This window comes from Patescibacteria group bacterium (assembly GCA_040387855.1).
GTDB lineage: Bacteria > Patescibacteriota > Minisyncoccia > Phycocordibacterales > JAKAEA01 > JAZKCY01.
In genome coordinates, this window is sequence record JAZKCY010000001.1 from 629,439 (window position 1) to 655,644 (window position 26,206).

The following is a 26,206-nucleotide window of genomic DNA, read 5'->3' on the forward strand; positions in this document are numbered from 1 at the left end:
TCAAGAAGAGCATACTATATCTCCTCTTGAGTCGCAGTCTAATATTCTGCAATCAAATACTTTTAATTAGAACTTTGATGGGTTCTGCTTTACGATAGCTCCTGAAAGCGCATCTGCAATAGATCCGATCTGAACGAAAGCATCATGCTGATTCTTGTATGATCCAGCAAAATCTCCTGCTCCGTATGTATCTACTGCGGCTTTAAGGTGTCCAACATGGGCACTTACAAGCTGATGAACTGCTTCTCGTGGGAGGTTTGGATTTGCCTGTGAGAAGAAATCGGAAATAGCATCAACATATCCTCCAAGGTTTGCTACAGCTTTATCCATTCCAGCTTTATCTCCTGCCTTTGCTGCTACTGTGTAATCAACAAAGAATCCAATATGGCTTCTCCAGATCTGAAGGAACTTTGCTTCTGCATCTGCTCCGTAGATTGATCCAACAGCCTTTGAAAGATCAACTGAGTTCTTATCAAGCTGTCCTGCAGCTGCTTCGAAACTCTTATGACCATCAAATCCAGCTCGAACTGCTGCAGATGCGAGATCAACGTGTTCATGCTCTAAAGCATTAAGTAGAACTCGTAGATCTGCCGCTTTTGTCATAGTGTTTGGCATTCCTGCTGACATAGACGCTGAAGATGATGGAGTAGTTACGGCACCACCAGAAAGCTTTGCTCGGGTTGCAGCATCAAACTTTCCTGTAACTGGAAGTTTTTGTGTCTCTTGGTATTGCATCACACCAGCCTTAGTAAGTGCTCCAAAATATCCTTTTACTGTTGGTGACATGTATTCATGTTCCATGAGATATGTCTGGAGTGTTACAACATCTGCACCCCGTGATCCAACCATAAGATCACTATTGATTGTTGTTGCATGTGCTGAAACCATTTGTGCTCCAGTAAAACTGAAAACAAGAGCTACAACTAATGAACTAACTAATAATTTTTTCATGTAATTTATTTAATTAACTTAAGTATTTAGATAAAATTTTTACCTATTCTTTACCTTCATAGTTATCAATAATAGTCTGAAGCACCGTGAGATACGCTGCCAAATCTGTTAGTGATGCACCATGAAACAACCGGCGTGTTTTTTCTCTGAGAATTTTTTCAGTTGAATCTACAAACTCAATTCCCTTTTGAGTTAGACACATGATCTTTGCTCTACTATCCTCAGGATCAGTGACAACCTCAAAAAAGCCTTTAGGTTTTAATCGATTTACCATTTGAGTTACAAAAGGAGCTTCTACACCAAGTTCATTGGCTAAGATACTCAATCGCAAACCTTTTGGATTTTCTCTCAGGAGTCCTAAGAACCCCCATTCAACTGTAGAAATATTGGAATCATCCAATACAGCAGCAGTATGTTGTTTTAATGCACGATAGGCTTTTGTTTGCAGCAAACCAGCACGATAGGTAGTCGTTGTGCTTGTTACTGTTTTTATTTTTTTAAAAAGTCCCATCGTCGTGTTATGTGCCTTATGGCATTAATACAGTATCGATCACATGAGTTACTCCGTTTGAAGAAATAACGTCAGCAATTTCTACCATTGCATTGTTTACCCATACTTTACCATCTTTTTTGGTAATTTTTAACTCCTTGCCATTAACAGTCTTTACCATTTGTTCTCCTTCCTTAATATCTGATGCTTTCCATGCTCCAGATACTACATGGTAGGTAAGAATTGCTGTTAGGTTTGCCTTGTTTTCTGGCTGTACCAATGTCTCTACAGTTCCTGCTGGAAGCTTATTAAAAGCAGCGTCAGTAGGTGCAAAAACGGTAAATGGACCTTTGCCTGACAATGTCTCAGCGAGCCCAGCTGCTACTACTGCAGCAACAACTGTTTTTACATTGTTTGCATTCATAGCGTTCTCAACAATGTTCTTTGATGGCACCATCATAGCTCCTCCCACCATTACACCTTGTTCTTGTGAATTCATATGTTTATATATTATGGCTCTAATACTTAAGATCCGACCTTTTTTGATTACTTAAGTTACTTAAGTATATATATAATAACGCAAAAGGACAAGCTTTCTTACAAGACTTGCCCTTTTTGCTTAGATTATGCTTTTTGCTCAGGATCGAGTTCCAAACACACAGAGTTCATGCAAAATCGTTTACCTGTAGTCTCTGGTCCATCATCAAATACGTGACCTAAATGCGAGTTGCAATTTGCACAGAGCACTTCAGTTCTCTCCATTCCATATTTATCGTCATGTTCGTACTTCACTGCTCCTGGAAGTGCCTGATCAAAACTTGGCCATCCAGTTCCCGATTCAAATTTTGCATCAGAAGCAAACAAAGGATTCCCGCATGCCGTACACTTGTACGTACCATCTCGTTTCTCATCCAAGAGTTTCCCTGTAAACGGAGCCTCAGTTCCCTTCTCACGTAATACTTTATATTGCTCTGGAGTAAGCTTTGCCTTCCACTCTTCTTCTGTTTTTGGCATATCGTTGGGTTGATAAATAGTCATATATTTATGGGTTAAAGAATTAAAGCTTTACGATGTCTTCGTTGTTCTTTAGCAATGCTTGAAACTGTTTCTGCACTTTCTCAAGCTTTGGATTAATTATTACCTGACAATAAGGCTCATTCTTATGATTGGCATAATAATCTTCATGATAATTTTCTGCTGGATAAAAAGTGGTGAGCGGCACAACTTCAGTTACCAGTGATTTACCATCTTGATTTGAGGTATTTATCTCACTAATAAAATCCTCAGCAACCTTTTTCTGTTCATCATTAGTATACAAAATTATCGATCGATATTGTGTACCAATATCATTACCCTGTCTATTAAGGGTGCTCCCATCGTGAGATGCAAAAAAGACTGTTAATAAATCTTTATACTGAATTTGAGTAGGATTAAAAAGAATATGAATGACTTCTGCATGTCCTGTTTTACCTCCACATACTTGATCATATGAAGGATTTTCGGTAGTTCCACCAGCATATCCCGGAGCAACAATAATTACTCCTTTGAGCATTTTAAAGACAGCTTCTGTGCACCAAAAACATCCTCCACCAAACACTGCAATTTCTTTTGTTTTCGTTGTCATAATTATATTGACGGTTAAGTAAGTTAATTATATCACATTGACACATAAGAGTATTCTTATATATTAAGTGAGGACTTAGCCAAGAAGGGACTCTGTATGTTGTTGTGGATGTTCAAAATGGTGGCGATCTGTGCAGTGATGTATGTGATCTACTGCATCTTCATGATAATCCTCACGGGGCGTAGAAAGGAGCTCAAAGCCCACAAGCGCGCAGTTGGGTATGCGTACCTTTCCCTACTCATCGCAATCGGCGGCATCGAACTCACAATGTGGGTATTCGGTCGGTCCGCGCGTGGATGGTTCTTCTACTTCCACCTGCATTGGTGCTCATACCCGTTTCTCGGACTATTGCTACTCACGACATTTGTGTTCCGGGGCGTGAGTACTAAAGAGGACGAGGATACCGTTTCATGCATCTGGATTTGGTGGAGGAATATCCTTCACAAATTCAGTGCATACACGACGATCCTTTTCGGCCTCGCAAGCATGGTCACCGGCATCGTTCTTCTTATTCAGCTCAAGCAACCCTAGCGGGTGCTTTTTTATTTATATATACTAGAGTCATGATTTTAATTACTCACATTATTGCATCTTTCATAGGAATTATTGGAGCATATCTTGAAGGTTATGCATTCTTCAAAAAGCTGCCTGGTGTTCAGGCTATTGCTACAAAAATAGCATGGATAGGCCTTATCATTCTTTTTATCACAGGCATCTTTTTGTTTTTGGGTGATATTCCAAAATATACTCAGTCTGTTAAATTTATTTCAAACATGTCTGTATTGGCAATTCTTATAGTGAATGCACTACAAAGAAAAAGCACACGAACTGTGTGCATTTCTCTAATCTGTTGGACCTGGATTCTATTTATCGCTGTGTTCGTCTAATGCTGTTTTAATATCCTCTATTATCTGATCGAGTCGATAATCTGCTTTTGTATAATAATTATTTACTCCTAATTTCAAGTATGAAGTTACTTTATCTTGGGTTGCTGTATTTGAGACTACAAATATTGGTATATTTTTCCACGCATCATTATTCTTAAGTTTTGCAACTAGATCTAAACCATTTTCTTTACCGAGCAAATAGTGATCAAGCCATATTACAGAAATATTTCCTACATCTGTGAGATACGCAATTGCTTGATCTACAGAACGTGCAGACAATACATCAAAACCTGTAATTTCAAGTTTCTTTTTTATTGCTTCAAGAAGCGGACGCTCATCTTCTAGTACCAATACTGTTTTGCGTGATTCTGCCATAAAGATAATTATTATTTATGATAATCCTTTGACTCCTTCTTTCTTTTTCATACCCTTAAGTGGTAATGTAACGGTAAATACTGTTCCTTTATTTTCTTCTGACTTAAAACTAATCTTACCACCTGATTGTTCAATAATTGATTTTACTATATAAAGCCCAAGTCCGGTACCATCTGTTTCTTTTTCTCGAACATTATCTGCTCTAAATAGTTTGCTAAAAATCTTCGATTGCTGCGCTTTTGGAATACCGTATCCTGTATCAGCTACTTTGATTTGCAAAGAAGATTTATTGTTTGAAATATCAATAGTTACATTACCTTTTGGTGGCGTATATTTGATTGCATTGGTAAGCAAATTTTGTAGCACAATGCGAATTAACTTTGGATCTAGACTTATCAACGGAATATTCTCTGCGTATTTTTTATCCACCATTACTTCCCGTGTTTTTATCATCGGGATAAGCTCAGTAAGAAGACTTTCAGATATTTTTGTAATATCTGTTGGTTCTGGCTCGACAGCAAAAGTCCCCAAATCAATTCGAGAAACATTGAGTAATGCATTTACTAGTTCAACCATACGTTGGTTACCTGTATATATTTCTTGAATATATTGAGTTTGATCTGGAGTTAATTTTCCAGCATCTCCCGCAAGAAGCATTTCAGCATACCAATTAATAGTAGAAAGTGGAGTTCGTAATTGATGTGATGCAAGAGATACGAATTCTGTTTTTGCACGATCGATCTCTCTCTCTTTAGTAATATTCTGGGTAGTTCCTAAAAGCTTGATTGGATTATTATGTTCATCAACCACAACTTTACCCTGTGTTCGGAGCCAACGTATACTGCCATCTTTTAGATTGATTCGATACACATTGTCATAAGGAGCGTGAGTCTTAATAGCTCTTTCTACATTTTCTTGAGTAACCTTTCGATCATCTGGGTGAATAAGCTCTGTGAATGTCTCTGGTGTTAATTCTCCCCCCTCAGGTGTACGTTCATGAAGCTCAAACATCATATCCGACCAATCAAATTTATTTGTCTTAATATCCCATGCATAGTTTCCAATCTGACCAATCTTTTGAGCATCAATGAGTTCTGCATCTTTCACTTTGAGAGATTCATTTATTTTCTCAATATTAGACTTTGACTCTTCTAAATCCTCCAAAAGATTCATCATAGCTTTCTTAGTCTTCTGTAATGTTGTGTTTTGCTTTACTACCTGATCTTGATTTGTTGAAGCTATTCGGGTCTCTTCCTGTAAATACGAATTTAATTCTTTCAGTTCTTTAGTTGTATTAATTATTTTTTTCTCAAAATTTTCCTGAATGCTTTGATAAAAATAGACAAGCAATGTCACTGCAATTAAACTTGCTACCATCTGTCGGATAACGACAAGTGGATATGCAAGTGTAATAATTTCACTTGCTTGAGCAAATGAAGCTACTATAGTAATACCTATCAACGCACCAACCCACATAATGCCGTCCTTTGTACCTCGTAGAAAAAATGCTAAAACTGGAAACGTGAAATACCAATATATTCCAGTACCCTCAATACCTCCTGAATAAAGTAGTGATATCAAGACAAATATCATAATTCCAAGTGCACGATTTGCTGCTTGTCGAGGTTTTTTCTGGAAATGAAAAATAATTATATTAGATATTAGAAGCGCGGCAAATACTAACTCTAGTGTACCCATACTTTTTAGAGTATCTATGTGGCTTATACCAAATATAGAAAGTGAAAGTATTCCTACAATAGAAAAAGCATTTACAAAGATAGTATGACGCTGTTCGGTGTCACTATATGTTTGTGGCAATCCATTGTGGATATATTTTTTCCACAAAGATATGAAATTGCTATATATCATTGCTTTTTATATTTTGCTATTTCCTTCTTCAAATCAGACATTTTTAATTCACGATCGAGCATAACATTATTCAATAGCTCCAACTCGGCACTTCTATCACGCAACGAAACATTAATCTTTTCTATTTCTTCAGTTCGTTCCTTAACTTTCTTTTCTAGAGTGATATTTGCAGCATTAATCTTTTCAGACATACTATTAAACACAGCTGCTAACGTACCGATTTCATCATTACCACTAAACGGCACTTTTGCAGATGTATCCCCAGCACCCATTTTTTCAAGAGTCTTAGTAACAATCTTTATTGGAATAAATACTTTTCGATCAATAATCCACCACAGAATGATTCCAAACACTCCTACGATCATCGTAATATAGAATGTAAGTTGTCGTATAAGCGAATCAATATGAATAGCAGCCAAATCTTCTTTGATTGTTGCGATAGGTACAGATACAGAAACACGCCATTTTCTTTCAGGAGAGAGATTAACTGGCGCAGAGGCTCCCACTTTTTCTTGAGAATCAAAACCAAATCTTGTAACTTTTGATACCCCTGCTTTTATATCGGCAATTGTTTTTTCAGGAGGTGTACCATTTGTAACCAAGCTTTGAAATTCTGGAGATGCAATATTTTTTCCAATCAGTTCTGTTTTATAGTTGTATAAAATAGAACCATCATCATCATACAAGTTTATAAACCCATCTTTTGCAAATTGAACATTTGAAATATATTGCTGCTGAATGTCATTTAGATAAATAGCCCCTCCTAGAGTTCCTAGGAATTCTTTTTCGTCACCAAAAACAGGTACATGCACAGCAACGAGAAAGCTTGTTGCTCCAGCTGGTTTTATAGATCGGCTCATAACAGGCTCATGAAGAGGATCTTCAAAAATTTTGGTTATGTATGGGCCCAATTTAGAAGCTTCTGTTCCAACAAGTGCTCTGTTTACTGAACACTTAAAAGTGCCGTCTGCATCCACTCGTCCCAAGTTTCCGAGTTTGGTCTTACCTCCTTCCTTAATTTGATCAAGTTTTGCATTACACTCATCGGTATCTCCATATTTAATTTCAGGCAACTCAGAAATAAAATAAAGTTGTTTTTCAAGTGAAAGGATTTCAATTTCAATTGTTTGAGCAACCTGACTTGCAATTAGTTTTTCCTGTTCACCATAATCAGTAATGAGATTATCAGTAATCTTATTCTTTATATAATTTGATGAAATCATTCCACCAATAATAATAAGGACTATGACACTTACTGTTATTATAATAAAGAGCGTACGTTTGTTCATGATTACAATTCTTGGTTATAAATATTCTCTTTTGCTGGTGCAACTACGCGTAATAGTTCTTCTAAAGTAGTAATTCCATTTTTAACCTTAATCAATCCGTCATCAAACATTGAATGAGCTCCTTGTGACTTAGCCATTTTCCAGACTTCTTGAGTAGATGGACTCTTTAAAATAAGACTCTGCAATTCTGGTGTTGTATATACTATTTCAAATACAGCTATTCTTCCCTTAAAGCCTGTTGAATTACACAGTGCACATCCCTTCCCTCTATAAAGTGTTACTGATTCATTTGAGAAATATCTTTCTGGATTATCAATAATTTTAGTAAGCTCTTGATGAGTACTTACATAGCTATATCTACATGCATCACAAATTTTCCGAACTAATCTTTGTCCAATTACAATTTCAAGTGTTGAAGAAAGTAAGAATGGCTCTATACCCATATCTAAAAGGCGTGGAAAGGCCGTAGCAGCATCATTTGCATGAAAGGATGACAATACTAAGTGACCAGTAAGTGCTGCGTTTGCAGCTATTTCTGCTGTTTCTTTATCTCTAATTTCTCCCACCAAAATAATGTTTGGATCTTGTCGAACAATTGATCGCAACCCCTGAGCAAATGTTAGGTGACTATTCTCATTTACCTGAATATGATTTACACCTGGGATTTTATATTCAACAGGATCTTCGATAGTTGTAACGTTTACATCAGGTCTATTGAGCATTTTTAAAATACTATAGAGCGTTGTCGTTTTTCCAGATCCAGTGGGACCAACTGTCAAAATAAGTCCGAACGGATTTTTTGCAATCTTCATGATGAGCGCCTGATCCTCAGACGAAAGACCCAGTTCTGTAGTTGAAAGATTCTTTACATATTCAGACAACAAACGAATAACTATCTTTTCTCCATCAATAGTTGGCACAATAGAAATACGTAGGTCTACATTCCGATCATTATGCTTTAATCGAATAGCCCCATCTTGTGATGCAGTATGTTCATCTGTCGATAGATTTGCTCGAAGTTTTACAACACGAAGTACATTTGCATATGCGTCCTTAGGGATCTCAGCTACTTGTTCAAGCATTCCATCTATACGGAATCGCACTCGTACAATAGTTTCTCCAGGTTCAAAGTGAATATCTGATACCTGAAATGACATAGCATCGGCTAAAATTTCTTCTATGATACTTGGAGCAACCGTCTTTTGCTTAAGAATCTCTGCAAATCGTACTTCAAGCTTTTTCTGAGATTTTAAAATAATATTCTCTATGTTTTCACTAAAAGTGTATGCATATTTTATTTTTGCTCCGGGAAAAATACGGCTAACAACCATAGGATCTAGATCCTTTGGATTATCTGTAGCAATAGTAATCTGATTATCCTCTTTTGCGATTACTACAATATGTGAATGTCGAGCAATAGGTTCCGGTATAAGATTTATATACTCTTTAGGAACATTCTGAGGAGTTATAGCAACAAATTCAATACCATATGATTCTGCAATGGCTTGTCCGAGCAAATCTCTTGAAAGATATTGTTCACGGATAAGGTAATCTATGAAGGAAATATTTTCTTTTTTTGCATTTAATTCAGCTTTAGTAGCATCATCAACTGAGATATAGTTTTGCTTTAAAAGAATATACTTTACATTTGCCTCATCTAATCTCATGGTAAATAAATTACACTACATGAAGAAACTCTTTGATTGTTTCTATTATTTTTAATAATGGCGTGTTTGATTTGATAAGATACCCCTGCGCTCCCAATTCTCTGGCTTTTTTCTCATCTTCCTGCTGACTTAAATTTGAAGTTACAAAAATAGGAGTAGTGTTACCCTTTTCCTTAAGTTCAGCAAGTACTCCAAATCCATCTTTTTTTGGAATAACAAGATCGAGCAATACAAGATCATATGAATTTGTAAGAATATGCTCTAACGCGGCTTCTCCATCATGGGCAACATCGGCATCAAATCCAGAGCTTTTTAATTTTAATTCAAGAGCATGAGCCATTGGCTTCTCATCTTCCACAACAAGTATTTTTTTCTTTAGTTCTGACATGTATCGAAGTATACCATGACGAAAACACAGTCTCGTATGAGACTGTGTATATCGTTGACTTTGATTAAAGAAATATGTTACGCGTGAGCTTCTTTGGCCATGCACTTCACACAAATCTTTTGTTCAGGTCGTGTCTTAATATATTTGTTTGCACAAGCAGAGCAAACCAAAATTTCAGAACGCGTAGGCTTGTGTACCCACTTTCCATCTCGCTGAAATGTTTTTGTTGGTTGTAGTTTAAGCATAAACGTTATTGTTAATTAATTACTAGTTATCTAAGAATGTAAGTGCAATTCCCTTCTTTCCTCCTCGTCCTGTTCGTCCAATTCGGTGAACATAATCTTCATAGGTTGCAGGAATATCGAAGTTGATCACATGTGATACACCGTTGATATCAAGACCTCGAGCAGCAACATCAGTTGCAACAAGAGCCTGAACTTTATTTTCTTTAAAGAGAGCAAGGGCTTTCTGTCGTCGAGACTGATTTTTATCTCCGTGAATTGATTCTGCACGAATACCTCGTTCTTCAAGTACCTTTGAGAGCTTTTCTACTCCGTGTTTTGTACGGCCGAAAATAAGAACTTTGTTAAATTCTGGTAACTTTAAGAGTGACTGGAGTACATCGATCTTCATTTCTCCTGGTTTCAATCGAATAACGTCTTGATCAACGTTCTTTGATGTATCCTGAGTTTTAACTGAAATCTTAACAGGCTCTTTTAAGAAATCCTGGATAAGCTTTTCAATATCAGGTGAAAGTGTAGCTGAGAAGAAGAGTGTATGTCGCTGTTTTGGCATTCCGGCCATGATAAATTTCATGTCGTTGATGAATCCCATGTCCAACATTCGATCAGCTTCATCAAGCACAATAGTCTGAAACTTAGATAGATCGATGAATTTTCTTTGGATCAAATCTTTAAGTCGTCCTGGTGTACCAATAAGGAAGTTGTGACTTCGGCGAAGATCATTGATCTGTCGGCCAATGTGAGCACCTCCCACTGCACATACTGAAAACATTTTGAGTCCAAATGAGAACCCTCGAAATTCTTGATCAATTTGCTGAGCAAGCTCTCGTGTGGGAGCAATAATAATTACTTTCTCGTTAGGATTTAAAAGTACTTTGTGAATAAGTGGAATAAGAAACGCTGCTGTTTTACCAGTACCAGTGTTTGCAATACCTACGATATCAGCACCTCGAAGAATATGTGGGATTGATCGGTCCTGAATAGGTGTTGGCTGTACATACCCCTTCTTTGTAATAGAAGTTTTAAGTACATCGTGGATTTTAAAATCCTGGAATGTGTGTTCAGGGACAAAGTGTTCTACCTGTTCGGTAATTACTGCTTTGTTGATAAATTTATTAGGATCAATATATTGACCCATATTTGGACGGCCACGTCGTTGACCTCCTCCATTACCAAATCGCTGTGGGGGTCGAGAAAATCGAGATCCACTTTGTGGTCGTGATGAATAGCCTCCAGTTCGTGGAGCTGATGAATATCCAGAACTTCGCTGTGAAGATCCAGAATAACCTGGTTTTGAAAAACCTGGCTTTTGGTAACCGCCAATTCGACGGTCACTATAATTTCCTCCTCCTACACTTTTTCGTGGAGAAGAACTTTGTGAATTTTTTTGATACATATAATTAAATACAAATAGTTACTTACTAATTAAGCATGTGACACCGTAAACTACGGCCATAGTTATGAGAAGTTCGAGTTTGGCCACAAATCTATAAGATAGAATGGCGAACCCGAGAGGGTTCGCCACTCCTTCTCATCAACTTATGATGTGCGATTTAGTTTCTCCAACCGCCGTTTCCACCTCCTCCACCTGTTCGTGGTTCTTGTGGTCGAGCTTCGTTAACAGTAAGAGTTCGTCCTTCGAATTCCTGACCGTTAAACATGTTGATAGCAGCCTGAGCTTCTTCATCTGTTGAATATTCAACGAATCCGAATCCCTTTGATTTTCCTGACATTTTGTCAATGATAATCTTAGCTGATTTTACTGATCCTGCCTTTGAAAATTCTTGTTCAAATGCAGCTTCTGTTGTGCCGTATGAAAGGCCTCCAACGTAGAGTCTTGATGCCATGTGCTTACAAATCTAGTCTTTATAATTAAACGTAAGGTGACTAGCTTCCCTTTAGTTTCCTTTATAGAGACACTAAGAGAGATATACTTACAAAGCCATACTATACCAGAATAGCCTTTTTGTCAAGGTAAAAAGCCTTATTTAAAGGTTATTACTACTATCTCACTCTTTGTGCCCACACGTAATGGTGGTCCCCATGTACCAGCTCCTGAGGTTACGAGCACCTGAAGGGCTCCTAGAGGCTTAAGACCATAGTCATAGCCCTTATATACGGCTTTTGTAATAAGACTAAGTGGAAAAACCTGTGCTCTATGAGTATGTCCAGAAACCTGGAGATCTACTCCTGCTTCTTCTGCAGTCTCAAGGTTTAGAGGTACATGTTTAATAAGTAAGCTTGGTTTATCTTCTTCAAGCTTAATATCTTTAAGTATTCTCTCGAACTCAGCCTGTTTAGTAGTAGTTACATAATCAACTCCTGCAATTTGTAAGCCATCAACTTCTACTTTTTCATTATTAAGCACAGTGAAGCCAAAGCTTTTTACTGCTGCCATAAATCCTGGAGTGTCACCATATTCTTCATGATTTCCTGCTACATAAAAATGACCAAGAGGTGGCCTTAGTTCTGAAAAAGGTTTAGCAACAGAAACTGGGTCAACTTTGGGTCCATCATAAAAGTCGCCTGCATTTAAGATCAAATCTGGATTAATTTCCTGAATTTTATTTACTACTTTTCGAGAAAATTTTACTCCGTTTACTTGACCCAAGTGCACATCAGAGATAAAGACAGCTTTTCTTCCCTTCCATGAATCTGGAAGATTAGGCAACCACATAGTAACTTCAGTAGTTTTGATGTCTCTTGCATTAAGTAGGCCGTAAACGCCTACGAGCACGGCAATCACAATTAATACTCTACCAATGAGCAACGCTGGGATAGATGGGATTAAATAAAGAGAAACATACACAATAAGTCCATAGATAACTCCCGCTAAAAATAGATACAATAAAAAGCCCAACCACACTACAGACATTGTATAAAACAATCGAGTCAAAAATGTATCATAATTTCTAGTGAGAATAGAAGAAACTATAAAACTAAGTGTGAGGAGAATAAATATTACTTTAAGCCACAATACTAGCTGAACATTTGTGAGCACAAAAATAGAAACGAGCGTTTTGTATGCTACGTAGTGAACCGCAAAGAGTAGTGATAGCAGTGTCGCAAAAAACAATATAAATGACGGAATCATTGGAATAGTATACGTAAAAACACATCTTTATGCTAGGATGGCCCCATGGATAAGGATCTCTCAATACTATGGGACGTAGCCGTAATTGGTGGAGGCCCAGCTGGAATGATGGCAGCAGGACGCGCAGCAGAACGCGGTCTTAAAGTTATTCTTATTGAGAAAAATGATTCTCTCGGAAAAAAACTTCTTATTACCGGTGGTGGACGCTGCAATGTAACGAACGGGGAATTGGATACCCGCACCCTTCTCTCAAAATTTAAAGACAACGATAAATTTTTGTTTTCAGCATTTTCTCAATGGAGTGTACAAGAAACGTTAGACTTTTTTCATATACACAATATGGAAACAAAAGAAGAAAAAGAAAAACGAGTCTTCCCTATTTCAAATAAATCTCAGTCAGTGTGGAATGTGCTTGTCGAAAATCTCAAAAAGCATAATGTAACTATTCTTTCTAACTCACCCGTGATAGAAATCATTCGAGATTCTGAAAAGAATACTATTTCTGGAATAAAATTAAAGAATAATAAAACTATTACTGCGCACTCATATATAGTAGCAACTGGAGGAAAATCTCGACCAGAGACAGGCTCAACAGGAGATGGCTTCGTGTGGCTCAAAAAGCTTGGCCACGATGTCATTGAGCCAGAAGCATCATTAGTGCCTATTGAAGTAGAGGATGCGTGGGTGAAGCGTTTGCAGGGTATCTCTATGCCTGAAGTGAAGATTACTCTTTTTCAGAATGAGATAAAACAAGACGTACAAAAAGGCAAAATTCTTTTTACACACTTTGGAATCTCAGGCCCAACTGTTTTAAATATGAGTAAGGATATTAGTGAGCTTTTAAAATACGGTGAAGTAATAATCTCAGTAGATGCACTTCCTGTGTATGATCCAGGAACTCTCAATCTTAAACTCCAAGAACTTTTACGTGGCAAAGATATAAACAAGAAACTTAAAAATGTATTAGATGAAATTATACCTGCAGCACTTGTCGTACCAGTGCTCGAACTTTCAGCAGTAAACGGCGATACAGCAAGCAATAGTGTAACGCGAGAAGAGCGTCTCCAACTGGTAAAAACACTAAAAGACATGCGGATGCGTGCCACAGGATTACTCGGGCTTGATAAAGCGATCATAACTTCAGGGGGAGTTTCTCTTGATGAAGTAGATTTTAAAACTATGCGCTCTCGCCTATTCTCGAATTTATACTTAATTGGAGATGTTTTAAATATAGATAGACCATCAGGTGGCTATTCTTTGCAGCTCTGTTGGACCACAGGATTTGTAGCAGGAAATTCTATTTCTTCTTCTCAATAAAGAGTCTTGCAAAACGCACTTCTGGAAAAGACACGGTATTCTTTAATAGAGTACGTACTGAGCCCAAACTATAATCTCCTGTAGTTTTATAAGACTCATGAAATGCATCAGTAATTTTCTTAAGTAATGCAGGTTTGATATTTGCAGCTTTCAAATACTCTATATCTATATCGTGATTATCTTCTTGCAATGTTTCTATATGACTAATGATAGTCTCAACTTTTAGGTTCCGTTCTTTTGCCATTGCCTGAAGTGACATCTTCTTTTCAAGAAGCGCTTTGGTAATAATGTGAGTTTCAACCTTAATACTTTTCTTAGTGCGCATTACAGCAGCGGCGCGTGCAAGAAATTCATCTTGCTGTTTTTGTAATTCTTTTTGATCAACTTTTGAAAGTACTTGCTGAAGCTTCTTTGATTGCTCTTGGAGTTCTTCATCAAACATAAGTACATCTTCATCAACCTCTAAAGCCTGTTCGTTGATACCTAAGAGTTTTAAACCTGATAGAGATTTGAGCCGCGACAACGCCACATATCCCATACCCTTTTCAAATGATTTTGAAAGATCAATCTCTGCAGCATCGAGAGTCATTCCCTGACTTTTGTGAATAGTAATTGCCCAGGCCAAACGAAGTGGCACTTGTTTTACTTTTGCTTTTACCTTCCCATCATCTTCAATAGTCCATTCCATGGGTTCTGCTTTAATGATTTTGCCGCTTGCAGTTTTAATTATAGGAGACGTAATTCCACACTCAATAACCGTACCCAATGTACCGTTTACATAGCCCACATCGTAATTGTTTTTAACAAACATTACCTGAGCACCCTTTTTGAGAGTTAACACACCCGGAGCAAGACAACTATTTTTGATAGCAGCAACCAGTACATCACGACCCTCTTCATTCATAAAATAACTCCGTGCTTCGCCTTCGGTAGCGGCAAGTTCTTGAGCATTAATACCATCTACGTCTACATTGTGAGTAAAAAGTTTGGTGGGCTTTAGATCACCAATCAGTTCAGAATTAAATCTTTTATCTAAATGTGACCGCAATACATCAGAAACAGAATTTGTTCTAATTCCATTTAGGACATCCAAGAAGGCAGTATCTGTTTGACGATATGAACCTTCGAGATAACAAATCTTTAAATTCAAATTTTTCCATGCTTCTGATTTATAAATAAATTCAGCATCTTCTTCATGTGATTTTGAAACTGGTGGCAACTGAAAAAAATCACCACACAAAACCACCTGTAGTCCTCCAAATGGCTTATCGTTTCGTTTGAAGAACCGCGCAATCTCATCAACGAGATCTAAGCGAAAATGATGGAGCATTGATACTTCATCAATAATCAGTACTTTTGTATTCTTAAATCTTTCCCATAAATATCTTTTTTCTTCCATTGCTTCCAAATCATAAGGAGTCAATGTATTGCGAATTCCAAGTCCAGACCATGAATGAATAGTCACACCATTCATATGACTGGCAGCAATTCCTGTTGAGGCAGTAACGGCATGAGCAATTTCATGCTTTTTTAAATACTGAATGTATTGATTGAGCACATAAGTCTTTCCACTACCGGCAGAACCTGTGAGATAGACATTATGTCCAAGTTTTAAAATGTTGAGTGCGTCTGTTTGAGTCACGGAGCTAGTATACCAGACCCAGATAAAATAAAAATAAAATCTGCTATAATCTCATGTATGGAGCAGATCATCTCGCTTATCCTAACCTATAAATACGCAATTATGGTCCCGGCCGCCGTGATTGAGGGGCCAGTTCTCACCATGATATGTGGGTTTCTCTATAAAATGGGATACCTTGCTTTTATACCCACATATCTCCTACTTATGTTTGGCGATATCCTAGGAGATGTCATCTGGTACGGAATTGGATATTATGGAGGCCGCCCGTTTGTACGCAGATTTGGCAAATATTTTAGTGTTACAGAAGAAAAGATTACAACGGTAGAAAAGTTCTTTCATACTCATTCAGATAAGATTTTAATTATTTCAAAAATTACAAACGGCTTCGGCTTTGCACTTGTAACTCTTATGACTGCTGGAATCGTTAAAATATCTTTTAAGCGCTATATGATTCTCAATACTATTGGCCAGTTTATTTGGACTGGCACACTCCTTGCACTTGGTTATTTCTTTGGTAATGTATACGAAACAATGGATGGGATATTTGCAAAGATTTCACTTTTCGCAATGATAGCTATAGCGCTTGCATTATTCTTTGGCATTGGTAAATACATGAAAGAACGAGTAACAGCCACATCAGAAAAACCTCTATGATTTCTATTATAATTCCTACATATAATGAAGAGAAAGCTATAAGCAAGATGCTCAAACATCTTACAACTACACTTACTATTCCCTATGAAATCATAGTTACCGATGATCTTAGTACAGATACAACAGTAGAAATAGCTAAAACATTTCCGGTAAAAGTTGTAGTTAATCCCCATAAAAAAAGCATCGGAGCAAATAGAAATTTTGGAGCAACTCATGCTCATAGTGAATATATTGCTTTTCTAGATGCTGGATGCATGATTCACAATCCTGATCTTTTTTTCACCAAAGCTTTAGAAGCTATTAGGAATAAGAAGCTTGCAGGCCTTACCTGTTGGATAAAGGTAGCCCCAGATGTAGAAACACTTCCAGATAAAATTATTATTACACTGCTTAATTATGTTTACAGAATAAGTAATAATATACTTCATACAGGTAATGCGACTGGTAAATTTCAAATGGTTGATAAACAATCATTTGATACTATAGGAGGATACAATGAAAATCTTATTTCATGTGAAGACTTTGATATGTTTAATAGAATTTCTAAAGTAGGTCCAACATACTTTCATACAGAGCTAACGGTGTATCATGAAAATAGAAGAGCACATACATTGGGATGGCCACGCCTGCTTTGGATTTGGACAGTAGATAATATTTGGTTTATGTTATTTAAAAAATCTCATTCTAAAGAATGGAAACCCGTTCGCTAAATAATTTTATGAAAATCTCACTTATTATTCCAGCATATAATGAAGAAAAATATATTGGCCAGTGTCTCGACGCTGTGACAAAAAATGCTTGCGAGAGTCTTGCCGAAATTATTGTTGTAGATAATGCAAGTACTGATAGAACCAGCGAAATTGCAAAAAGCTTTCCAAATGTACGCGTAGTATATGAAGAGAAAAAAGGTCTTACCAAAGCTCGCCAGTGTGGATACAATCATGCTCAATCACCTATTGTGGCGTATATAGATGCAGATACTAAAATGCCTGCTCAGTGGCTGGAACGGATTGCACAAGAGTTTGAGAACAATCAAAAAGTTGCATGTGTGAGTGGCCCATATATTTATCATGATATACCAAAGTGGCAGCAATTTTTTGTAAAACTCTATTGGTATCTTTTGGCATATCCTATGTATCTAATAATTGGATATATGGTTGTTGGTGGAAACTTTGCCATTCGTAAAGACACTCTTATAAAAATGAATGGATTTGATACAACTATCGATTTTTATGGAGAAGATACCAATATAGCAAGAAGAGCACATGCTTTTGGCAAAGTGCTCTTCAAACCAAGTCTTTATATGTTTACTTCAGGGCGACGTTTTTCTGGGCAAGGGTTTATAAGTACTGGTAAAACCTATGTTATTAATTTTGTTTCTGAAGTAGTTTTAAAGAAACCTCTCACTAAAAGTTATAAAGATATTCGCTAAGCTTTCAACGCTTTTCGTCGCACGAGGAAGTATGCAAGACCTCCAGTCCATGCAGCTAATGCAGTCATGAATAGCGCGATGTTTGTTGTTGAAGATCCAGTATAGGGAACCTGATTAAGATACACAGTTGTTGGTTCTTGTTGTACAGGTACATATATAGGTGTTACTACTGATGCTGTTTGCACACTTACGTTTACGCTTACACATGGATTACTATTATTTGAATTGTATACAGATGAACATACCGTGATAACAGCATTACCTGGATTTTGTGCGCGAATGTTTAGCTCATTTCCATTCAACGATGCTGAAGCGACATAACTATTTGATGAATTTGAAAGATAGTATGATCCAGATCCATGAAGTGTAACCGTTTGAGATTGACCTGTATTAAGACTGATATTAGTTTGACTTACATTTACCCAAGAGTTGTTGTACGGATGAGAACTTTGTACATCAACATAGATAGTTGCACATGGAGTATTGTTGTTTGAACTACATACCGTTACAGTTGCTGAACCTTGCTGTGAATAATTTGGAGCACTAAGAGTTACTACACTACCGTTTGCATACGCATTAACTATATTAGTATTTGTATTTGAAGAAATATAAAGAGAACCTCGTGTTGAAGTAACTGTTACTGTCTGACCTTGAGAAAGCTGCACATTATTTCTTGAGAGATTAAGTGCAGTGCTGTTGTTGTAATTATTTGTGTAATAAGGCCAGTTTACATACGATGATTGCTGATTGTTTACCATCGCATATACATTTGTTCCTGCAGGAATATTGTAACCATTACTACTTAATGTAGTTGAGAAATAACCATTCGCATCAGTAGTACCAATTGAATTTGTACTTGTCCATGATCCAGAGCCTGATGGCATATAATACAGATACACAGGTGCATATGAATCAGCCTGAACTGTTACTCTCACCCAATCATTATTAATTGTGTGTACCGAAAGAGACGGGGTAATTGCACTAGCAAAATTTACAACAAATACTGACACCATCACCACAACTGCCATAATAACCGACAATTTCTGTAATGTTTTCATAATGAATAATTATACACCAATCATCATTTGACATCATCTCAAAAACAGCTTGTTATGTTAATCCTTCTTTTTTAGAGGTAGTGTAAAACAAAATATAGAACCTTTACCCACTTCACTTTTTACCGTTAAAGTACCCTTGTGACGTTTAATAATTTGGGCACTAATATTTAATCCCAAACCAAAGCCGGAAATATTTTTTTGCTTCGAATATTCTGTTCTAAAAAATCTATCAAATACTTTTTGCTGTTCTTCTTTTGGAATCCCCTGACCAAAGTCTTCAACTTCTACAAGTATATTACCCTTGTTTTCTTTAACGCGAACTATAATCCGATCTGCCTTTGGAGAATACTTAATAGCATTAGCTAAAAGATTTGTAAGCACTTGTTCTATTCGATCTTTATCAGCACTCACCTTATGTTTTGCTAGGAGTTTATACTCAATAAGATGCGACGTTGTTGTGAGCTGAAGTGATTTTATAATATCTCGAGCAACTTCATTCATATCAAATTGCTGATATTTAAGATCAAGCTTACCAGCATGAACCATACTCATATCAAGAAGATCATGAATGAGATGTGAAATTCTTTCTGCTTGAGAATGAACCATACCTGCAATTTCAATGAGCTTTGGTTGATCTGAGTTCTTCGCCTGAATATTTAAAATATCAGCAAATAATTTTAAACTAGTTATTGGGGTTTTTAATTCATGACTTGCTATACCTAAGAACAAATCTTTTTGCTGTTCTAGATTTTTACGTAATGAAATATCAATAAATGAAGACACCATTGCATATGGTTCAGTATTGCCTTGTTCATACAATAATGTGCAGTTCACAAGAACCCATACAAGTGTTCCATCAGGCCGATATACACCCATAACAGAATTACTCTGTGGTTGGCGAGTTCTGAGTGTTACTAGAGAAGGGCGTTCTTCTGCAGGAAATGGAGATCCATCTTCTTTAATAACTTTCCACATAGGATCAGTGGGCAACTTACCAACAATCTGGTCATAACTTAAACCAAGTATTTCTAACGCAGCTTTATTTGCGGTTTGGACAACACCACCCATATCACTCAAAGTAATACCTTCTCCAAGCGTTGACACTACACGAGCATGATGACGTTCACTTTCTCTCAAACGTTCTTCAGTAAACTTCTTTTCAGTAATATCTATATTAACTCCCACAACTCGCTCAGCTTTTCCTTTTTTATTGAAGAACACATCACCTTTAGCCATCAACCAACGTGTTGTTTGATTGGGTAAAATAATTCTAAACTCAACATCATACTTGCTCTTATTTTTTAAAGCATGAGCTAGATTGTCATCAACTTTTTTTACATCCTCAGGATGAATCATTGAAACCCAATGATCATATGATTTCTGAAATTCTCCTGGAAGCAAACCATACAATGCCTCCAACTCTGGAGTCCAAATAAGTTTATTATCTTTTATTCGCCATTCAAAAGTCCCTATCTTCCCAGCCTTTTGTGCAAGATCGAGTCGTTCCTGACTATACTGATATTCTTTGCGAGCTTGAACTTGTTCTGTAACTTCAAGACCCAAAATGATTATTGAGTCTACCTTCCCTTTTTCATCGCGCAGGGGTTGATATACAAAGTTGAAATAGGCATCTTCGAACACTCCAGTCCCGTGTCGATCAATAGATGCATAAATTTCATTTCCATATACAACTTCGCCTTCATCGTATACCCGCTCAATAAATTTAAAATATCCCTGCTTATTTAATTCAGGTACTGCGTCTCGCATTGGTTTACCTAAAATATCTCGTTTACCCCACAACTTTTCAAACATGGGATTAAAAAGCTCTACAATGCCTTTACGTCCACGCAAAATTGCAATTAGTGCTGGTGCTTGAGTAAACACAGAATATAAACTCTGGCGAACCTCTTCTGATTTAGCTAATGCTTCACGCTCAAGGGCACGTATATGATTGTGTTCATCTACAGCTTTTTGCCGTTCTGTTCTATCACGAATTATTTCACTAAAACCAATAACCTTTCCGTGAGTATCTCTCATTGGATACAAAAACCCCTTTGCCCAAAACTTTTTTCCTCCTTTTTTAAAGTACCAGCCTTCCAGCTCTACTACTTTTTCTTTAAGGGCTTGTTTTGAGAGCTTACTAAATCCATCTTTTTGTTTATATTCTTGAGAACGCAGTGTAGATACATGCTTTCCAATAATTTCTTTTCGTTTATAAGAAAAGACTTCCTGAGCACCATCATTCCATGTCAAAATAATCCCTTCCTTTGAAACAGCAAAAACTGCATAGTTGTCGAGACTATCTACAATATCTTTATATATATTAGGCAATGCTGTAGGATCATCCATAAGTTAATAGATTCTATGCCTATTTTATGAATAAGTAAACGCTCCTTTTATAGCTCGATTTTGTTGAATTGGTATATACCAATGAGTACGGTAACCACTGAAACTCCAAGAAGAACTGAAATACTTACAACTGGTGAAAAAGCACTAGCACCGCTAAATGCATATCTCATACTATCTACGCCGTATGTGAGTGGATTTACTTTCGTGATATATGAAAGTACAGCAGGTAAATTATCAACTGGGAAGAGCGCCCCTGAAAGATAGAATAATGGCTGAATAATAAAATTGAAAATTAATGGGAAACCCTGCATATCTTCAAGCCGTGCAGCAATTGCGGCTCCCAATGCTGAAAACAGAAATGAAACAAGCAACATTATCAATAGACCCACAGGAAGCATTGCCAAACTATGTGGTCGAAATCCAGCAATAAGTGTTACAAGAAATACTAATAATCCTTGAATTGCAGCGACACTCATACCACCCAATGTTTTTCCCATAAAGATTTGAAAGCGAGATACAGGAGCAACAAACGTTTCTTTGAGGAACCCAAATTGCTTATCCCAAATAATTTCCATTCCCGTAAAAATAGAACTAAAGAGCACCGTCATGGCAATAATACCTGGAGCGATAAACTGTATATAATCCCCTCCACCTGTGGCAGATGAATACATAGGACTTAATCCAAAACCGAAAGCAAAAAGGAAAATAACAGGCTGGCCTAGGGCGCCAATCACACTCGCCTTCTTACGAATAAATCGCTTTAACTGTCGAATCCACAAAATATATATAGCATTCATAATTTTTACATTTTTGAAACTCCACGTAATGTGCCCTTACTAAAGTTTGAAGCTTCTTCTCGAATCTGATTTCCTGTTAATGCAATAAATGCATCCTCCAAATTATCTTTCCCTGCTTTCTTTCGAATTTCCTCTGGACTACCTTGAGTAATTATTTTTCCATGATCGATAATAGCAATCTTTGTTGCCATTCGTTCTACTTCTTCCATATGGTGAGTCGTAAAGAAAATTGTAACGTTTTCTTCTTTATTTAGATTATGAATGTAATTCCAAATATGATTTCGAGTTTGAGGATCAAGACCAATTGTTGGTTCATCTAAAAAGAGCACTTTTGGATGATGAAGCAAACCTCGAGCAATTTCCAATCGTCGCTTCATACCTCCTGAAAATGTCTTAATGAAATTATCTTTCTTATCAGTAAGCTCTACTAGTTGAAGGAGCTTTTTTATTCTATCTGTATATTGCTCTTTTGTGAGACCATACAAAATCGCATGAAATTGCATGTTTTCATAGGCAGTAAGTTCATTATCAAGACTAGGGTCTTGAAAAACAATTCCAAATGACTTTCGAGTCATACTTGGATTTTCAGTCACATTATGACCATCAAGAAAAATCTGACCTTGTGTTGGATGAAGCAAAGTCGTTAACATCTTAATTGTTGTAGACTTACCTGCGCCGTTTGGGCCTAAGAATGCAAAAACCTCTCCTTTTTTTACTGTAAATGACACATCATCTACAGCAGTAAAATTACCGAACTTTTTTGTTACGTTTTTTACTTCTATCATAATACCTAAGAATATAACACACTCCTACAAAAAAAGGCTAGAAAGCCTTTAATTTTGTAACTACATCATCAACAATAGTTTTAACCTGTTCATCGTATGTAGGAATTTTTTCTTTTAAAAATGCTACAAGCCCAGAGATATCCTCATCTTCACTTATATTCTCAAGAGTATCTTTATCTTTATCTGAAAGGTTATCTAAAGCAAATTCAAAGATTTTTTCACTGACTAATTCATTCAAATGTTGAATAATCTGATCCTGTTCTTCAGTAGTAAATGAATTGATATTGAGAAGCTCAACAAGTTGGCCTCGAATTTCTGGGTTTTCGGTAGTAAGCATGAGTTATACCCTATTTGATCATATTTGAGTTTAATGTCAAGGATTTCTTTGCTAATATCATTTTTGCTCTATTTGTTTTGTTCTTTTTTCGAATTCATCAGTTTGTCTTTTTGTATCTTCTGTTTCTGCATTTAAATTTACTGCTTCTGTTGCAAAATGAGCAGTCACACCAACACCAGCTACAATTGCAGCAGCCCCCACAGCGAGAATTCGCTTATAGAATTTATAAGACTTATTCATTCTTTCAATCTTTTTAATATCAAGCTTTACTTGTTCATCATCCTTTAGTCGCGCTTCAGCTGTAGTACGCATCTTATACTGAAGGTACGACTCTTCTTGAGGAGCTTCATTACCAAATGGATTTTCCATATTATTTACCATGTGATGATTATATCAAGAAGTGATATGGGTACACCAGTAGTAACCTAGGGTTTCAACACAACTTTGACACGTTTGTCTCCTGTGTCTCTAAATATTTTTGAAGCTTTACTTTTTTGTTCCAGCTACAATTGTTTCTAACTCTTTAATTTTATCTTTAAGTTCACGTTCTTGGTGAAGAACAGATTGAGACTTGGTCTCTATTTCTGTAACAGAAGCATTGAATGCCTGTAATTCTTCTTGCACGGCTCCCTCTTCTACCTCTATAGCTCGAAGTTCTTTATCTTTCTGCCATCGTTGTTCTTCAACTATATGCAGATCTGATGGATCTTTTGCTGAATGTTCTTTAAGCTCAATAGAATCAATTTCGGTTTGCATTACCTTTTCTTGTTTGTGTATTGCAGCCTCTTTATCAAGAACAACTTTCTTTTTATCCATTATATCCTTCCAATCCACTTCAAGTTTTTGACGATCAGCAAGAATTACTTTGAGTTTATCCGCCATAACTTTCAACTCTATTTCCGCCTGCAAAACCCGCTCATTCTTTTTAACTTCATCTATTGCATGTTCTACTTCCGTCTCTTGAAGCATGAGTTTAGCCTGCTCTGAATGAATATCTTGAACTTGCTTTGTAAGTGTGAGAATTGATTGGTCTATATCCCAACGTTCTTTTTCAATTCGTTGTCGTTCATCTTCCAAACTCCAGCGTTGTTGCTTTAGAGCCTTTTTTTCTTCAATAGTATCTACCTCGCTTTCTTTTAGACGTATTGCACGCACCTGCTTTTCTATATCATCTTCCTGAGCCTTCAAGGGCTGACGTTTAGCATCAATCTCATGAAGTGATGATTCTAAAGTTGCCTGATCTGTTTCAAGTTTTTTCTGTTGATCCATGAGTGAAGTAACTTCATCTTGCAAAGAAATTTCCTTCTTTTGAAGTTTCTCCAATGGTGAAAGTTCTTTAACGGGTTCAGGTTTAGGTTCCGGTGCAACAACTTTAGGTTCAGGCTTAATTTCTTGGACAGGAGGTTCCACTTCTGTAATTGGCTCTGCTATTGGGGCCTGTTGCACTACTGGCTCAGGTGCGGCTTGTGTGGGCTGCTGTGGCTTTGCTTTATCTTTTAGACTTAAAACAAAGTCAGCGACGCCAGATTCTCCAGTAGTGTCATCAAGATCGACAACATTATCTTTAAACTCTTGCTGTTCTGGCTTTTTATCTTTAGGATCAACTGCTTTTGGTTGCTTCATCTCTTCTCGAACAATTTGATCTCGAGGATCAATCGTTACTCCATCGGTAGTCGTATCAAAGTTACCAAAATTATTTAGATTCCTTCTATTCTGAGCCTGCTTAATAACTTCAGGATCAATTTTTGCTAATTGTTCTGGAGTCAATTGATTGTTGCGAATCAATTCTGCTATATCATCAGTGTAGGTACGCAGCTGATGAATCTCTGAAGCTGGATCTTTTTTATTATTAGATGTCGGCATACCTAGAGTATAATCTATTTTTAGTTACACAAAAAGCCCCCAAGCTTACTGTGGGGGCTTTTTATTCTTTTTACTTCTATAATCTTTACTACAATCTGGCTCTATGCATTTTCTGTTTTGGTGTGTAGCCTTTTCATTATGGGGAGATTCGCCCTTATATAGTGGATCTTGCAATTCATCCAAATTCATAGAAAGTATCTTCCGGTAATCACGTGTCATATCTACTACGACGAAGATATACCTAGTTATTACAGATACTTACATTAGAACCTATGAATGCTTTCAAAATCAACGTCAGCTATTTACTCTGATTTTTTCACAATAACATCCTTAAAACCTTCAAATGATCGGAGGATTTCAAGTGGCACCGTAAATACGACAGTGTTAGATTGATCTGATGAAATGTCATTAATGGATTGCAAAGTTCGGAGATGGAGAGCACCAGGCACAGATCCAAGTACTCTTGCTGCTTCTGCCATATTCTGAGAAGCTGCAAGTTCTCCTTCAGAATTAATAATTACCGCTCGCTTCTCTCGTTCTGCTTCTGCTTGTTTTGCAATTGTTCGTTCCATATCTGCTGGGAGACTCACATCTTTCAGTTCTACATTATTTACTTTAAGTCCCCACGCATCTGTTTCAGTATCAACAATTTCTTTAATTCGATCTGCCAATTTATCTCGGTTTGCTAAAAGCTCATCTAGGGTTACTTCACCTACGATGTTTCGCATTGTTGTTTGCGCATACTGAGAAATTGCATAGCGAAAATCTTCTACTTCAAGAATAGCTTTCTCAGCCGACTGAACTTTATAATAAATCACTGCATTAACAGTTACAGACACGTTATCACGAGTAATGGCTTTCTGATCAGGCACATCCACAGCTTTCACTCGCATATCTACTTTGCTATAACTCTGAAAAATAGGAATGATAATTCTCCACCCCGGCTCAAGAATTGAGGTAAATCTACCCATGGTAAATTTGAGGCCTCGCTCATACTGGTTGATCTGTCGAAGACTAATTAGAATGACTCCGACAACCACAATCAAAACGATTACTATTGGTGCCATAAATTTTTATTAATTACTTGGCCCAAGTA

28 protein-coding genes are annotated in these 26,206 nt (G+C 36.9%); 6 read left to right on the forward strand and 22 right to left on the reverse strand.

Annotated elements, in window-relative coordinates:
• Window positions 1–66: 66 nt before the first annotated feature.
• From V4519_03555 to msrA, 5 genes are all read right to left on the reverse strand, one after another.
• Entirely contained in the window at window positions 67–951 is an 885-nt protein-coding gene (locus tag V4519_03555) for a peptidoglycan-binding domain-containing protein (protein MES2437065.1), read from the reverse strand.
• A 43-nt stretch (window positions 952–994) separates the two neighbouring features.
• Entirely contained in the window at window positions 995–1,462 is a 468-nt protein-coding gene (locus tag V4519_03560; GenBank protein ID MES2437066.1) for a hypothetical protein, read from the reverse strand.
• A gap of 16 nt (window positions 1,463–1,478) precedes the next feature.
• Window positions 1,479–1,940 carry a fasciclin domain-containing protein gene (locus V4519_03565; GenBank protein ID MES2437067.1) on the reverse strand — a complete coding sequence of 154 codons (462 nt, stop codon included), beginning with the start codon at window positions 1,938–1,940 and terminating at the stop codon, window positions 1,479–1,481.
• A gap of 125 nt (window positions 1,941–2,065) precedes the next feature.
• Entirely contained in the window at window positions 2,066–2,479 is a 414-nt protein-coding gene (gene msrB, locus V4519_03570; GenBank protein ID MES2437068.1) for a peptide-methionine (R)-S-oxide reductase MsrB, read from the reverse strand.
• Between the two features lie 19 nt (window positions 2,480–2,498).
• Window positions 2,499–3,065, reverse strand: coding sequence for a peptide-methionine (S)-S-oxide reductase MsrA (gene msrA, locus V4519_03575; protein ID MES2437069.1), 567 nt, complete (start codon window positions 3,063–3,065; stop codon window positions 2,499–2,501).
• A gap of 108 nt (window positions 3,066–3,173) precedes the next feature.
• Between msrA and V4519_03580 the strand changes: the two genes are divergently transcribed.
• Window positions 3,174–3,596 (forward strand): hypothetical protein, encoded by a 423-nt coding sequence (locus V4519_03580; GenBank protein MES2437070.1) that lies wholly within the window; start codon window positions 3,174–3,176, stop codon window positions 3,594–3,596.
• Window positions 3,597–3,628: 32 nt separating this feature from the next.
• Entirely contained in the window at window positions 3,629–3,952 is a 324-nt protein-coding gene (locus tag V4519_03585; GenBank protein ID MES2437071.1) for a hypothetical protein, read from the forward strand.
• Here the strand turns inward: V4519_03585 and V4519_03590 are convergent.
• From V4519_03590 to V4519_03625, 8 genes are all read right to left on the reverse strand, one after another.
• Window positions 3,929–4,327, reverse strand: coding sequence for a response regulator (locus V4519_03590; protein MES2437072.1), 399 nt, complete (start codon window positions 4,325–4,327; stop codon window positions 3,929–3,931). The genes V4519_03585 and V4519_03590 overlap by 24 nt on opposite strands.
• Window positions 4,328–4,342: 15 nt before the next feature.
• Window positions 4,343–6,196 (reverse strand): ATP-binding protein, encoded by a 1,854-nt coding sequence (locus V4519_03595; protein MES2437073.1) that lies wholly within the window; start codon window positions 6,194–6,196, stop codon window positions 4,343–4,345.
• The gene (locus V4519_03600; GenBank protein ID MES2437074.1) at window positions 6,193–7,485 is read right to left on the reverse strand and encodes a cache domain-containing protein; all 1,293 of its coding nucleotides are present in this window, start codon (window positions 7,483–7,485) and stop codon (window positions 6,193–6,195) included. Before V4519_03600 ends, V4519_03595 begins: the two co-directional genes overlap by 4 nt.
• A 2-nt stretch (window positions 7,486–7,487) precedes the next feature.
• Window positions 7,488–9,152, reverse strand: a complete 1,665-nt coding sequence (locus V4519_03605; GenBank protein ID MES2437075.1) for a GspE/PulE family protein — start codon at window positions 9,150–9,152, stop codon at window positions 7,488–7,490.
• A 10-nt stretch (window positions 9,153–9,162) separates the two neighbouring features.
• On the reverse strand, window positions 9,163–9,540 hold the full coding sequence (locus V4519_03610; protein MES2437076.1) for a response regulator: 378 nt from the start codon (window positions 9,538–9,540) through the stop codon (window positions 9,163–9,165).
• 267 nt (window positions 9,541–9,807) lie between these two features.
• Window positions 9,808–11,178 (reverse strand): DEAD/DEAH box helicase, encoded by a 1,371-nt coding sequence (locus V4519_03615; GenBank protein ID MES2437077.1) that lies wholly within the window; start codon window positions 11,176–11,178, stop codon window positions 9,808–9,810.
• A gap of 157 nt (window positions 11,179–11,335) precedes the next feature.
• Window positions 11,336–11,629 (reverse strand): RNA-binding protein, encoded by a 294-nt coding sequence (locus V4519_03620; GenBank protein MES2437078.1) that lies wholly within the window; start codon window positions 11,627–11,629, stop codon window positions 11,336–11,338.
• A 137-nt stretch (window positions 11,630–11,766) separates the two neighbouring features.
• The gene (locus tag V4519_03625) at window positions 11,767–12,876 is read right to left on the reverse strand and encodes a metallophosphoesterase (GenBank protein ID MES2437079.1); all 1,110 of its coding nucleotides are present in this window, start codon (window positions 12,874–12,876) and stop codon (window positions 11,767–11,769) included.
• Window positions 12,877–12,921: 45 nt separating this feature from the next.
• Here V4519_03625 and V4519_03630 point away from each other — a divergent pair, with 45 nt between their 5' ends.
• The gene (locus tag V4519_03630) at window positions 12,922–14,193 is read left to right on the forward strand and encodes an aminoacetone oxidase family FAD-binding enzyme (GenBank protein ID MES2437080.1); all 1,272 of its coding nucleotides are present in this window, start codon (window positions 12,922–12,924) and stop codon (window positions 14,191–14,193) included.
• Here the strand turns inward: V4519_03630 and V4519_03635 are convergent.
• The gene (locus tag V4519_03635; protein ID MES2437081.1) at window positions 14,174–15,835 is read right to left on the reverse strand and encodes an AAA family ATPase; all 1,662 of its coding nucleotides are present in this window, start codon (window positions 15,833–15,835) and stop codon (window positions 14,174–14,176) included. The genes V4519_03630 and V4519_03635 overlap by 20 nt on opposite strands.
• Window positions 15,836–15,937: 102 nt before the next feature.
• On the opposite strand from V4519_03635, the gene V4519_03640 reads away from it, so the two are divergent.
• From V4519_03640 to V4519_03650, 3 genes are read left to right on the forward strand one after another with little or no spacing between them, the layout of a single operon-like run.
• A complete protein-coding gene (locus V4519_03640; GenBank protein MES2437082.1) occupies window positions 15,938–16,489 on the forward strand; it encodes a DedA family protein in 552 nt (183 codons plus the stop codon).
• The gene (locus tag V4519_03645) at window positions 16,486–17,199 is read left to right on the forward strand and encodes a glycosyltransferase (protein MES2437083.1); all 714 of its coding nucleotides are present in this window, start codon (window positions 16,486–16,488) and stop codon (window positions 17,197–17,199) included. Before V4519_03640 ends, V4519_03645 begins: the two co-directional genes overlap by 4 nt.
• An 8-nt stretch (window positions 17,200–17,207) precedes the next feature.
• Complete coding sequence (locus V4519_03650) at window positions 17,208–17,921, forward strand: glycosyltransferase family 2 protein (GenBank protein ID MES2437084.1); 714 nt, start codon at window positions 17,208–17,210, stop codon at window positions 17,919–17,921.
• Here the strand turns inward: V4519_03650 and V4519_03655 are convergent.
• From V4519_03655 to V4519_03690, 8 genes are all read right to left on the reverse strand, one after another.
• Window positions 17,918–18,979: a hypothetical protein gene (locus tag V4519_03655; GenBank protein MES2437085.1), complete on the reverse strand. Its 1,062-nt coding sequence runs from the start codon at window positions 18,977–18,979 to the stop codon at window positions 17,918–17,920. The genes V4519_03650 and V4519_03655 overlap by 4 nt on opposite strands.
• Before the next feature lie 57 nt (window positions 18,980–19,036).
• Window positions 19,037–21,328: a PAS domain S-box protein gene (locus V4519_03660; protein ID MES2437086.1), complete on the reverse strand. Its 2,292-nt coding sequence runs from the start codon at window positions 21,326–21,328 to the stop codon at window positions 19,037–19,039.
• A 47-nt stretch (window positions 21,329–21,375) separates the two neighbouring features.
• Window positions 21,376–22,125 carry an ABC transporter permease gene (locus V4519_03665; GenBank protein MES2437087.1) on the reverse strand — a complete coding sequence of 250 codons (750 nt, stop codon included), beginning with the start codon at window positions 22,123–22,125 and terminating at the stop codon, window positions 21,376–21,378.
• A 5-nt stretch (window positions 22,126–22,130) separates the two neighbouring features.
• Complete coding sequence (locus tag V4519_03670) at window positions 22,131–22,910, reverse strand: ATP-binding cassette domain-containing protein (GenBank protein MES2437088.1); 780 nt, start codon at window positions 22,908–22,910, stop codon at window positions 22,131–22,133.
• Between the two features lie 37 nt (window positions 22,911–22,947).
• Complete coding sequence (locus V4519_03675; GenBank protein MES2437089.1) at window positions 22,948–23,247, reverse strand: hypothetical protein; 300 nt, start codon at window positions 23,245–23,247, stop codon at window positions 22,948–22,950.
• A 57-nt stretch (window positions 23,248–23,304) separates the two neighbouring features.
• Entirely contained in the window at window positions 23,305–23,616 is a 312-nt protein-coding gene (locus V4519_03680) for a hypothetical protein (protein ID MES2437090.1), read from the reverse strand.
• Between the two features lie 117 nt (window positions 23,617–23,733).
• The gene (locus tag V4519_03685; protein ID MES2437091.1) at window positions 23,734–25,110 is read right to left on the reverse strand and encodes a hypothetical protein; all 1,377 of its coding nucleotides are present in this window, start codon (window positions 25,108–25,110) and stop codon (window positions 23,734–23,736) included.
• Window positions 25,111–25,412: 302 nt separating this feature from the next.
• Complete coding sequence (locus V4519_03690; GenBank protein ID MES2437092.1) at window positions 25,413–26,177, reverse strand: slipin family protein; 765 nt, start codon at window positions 26,175–26,177, stop codon at window positions 25,413–25,415.
• Between the last annotated feature and the right edge of the window lie 29 nt (window positions 26,178–26,206).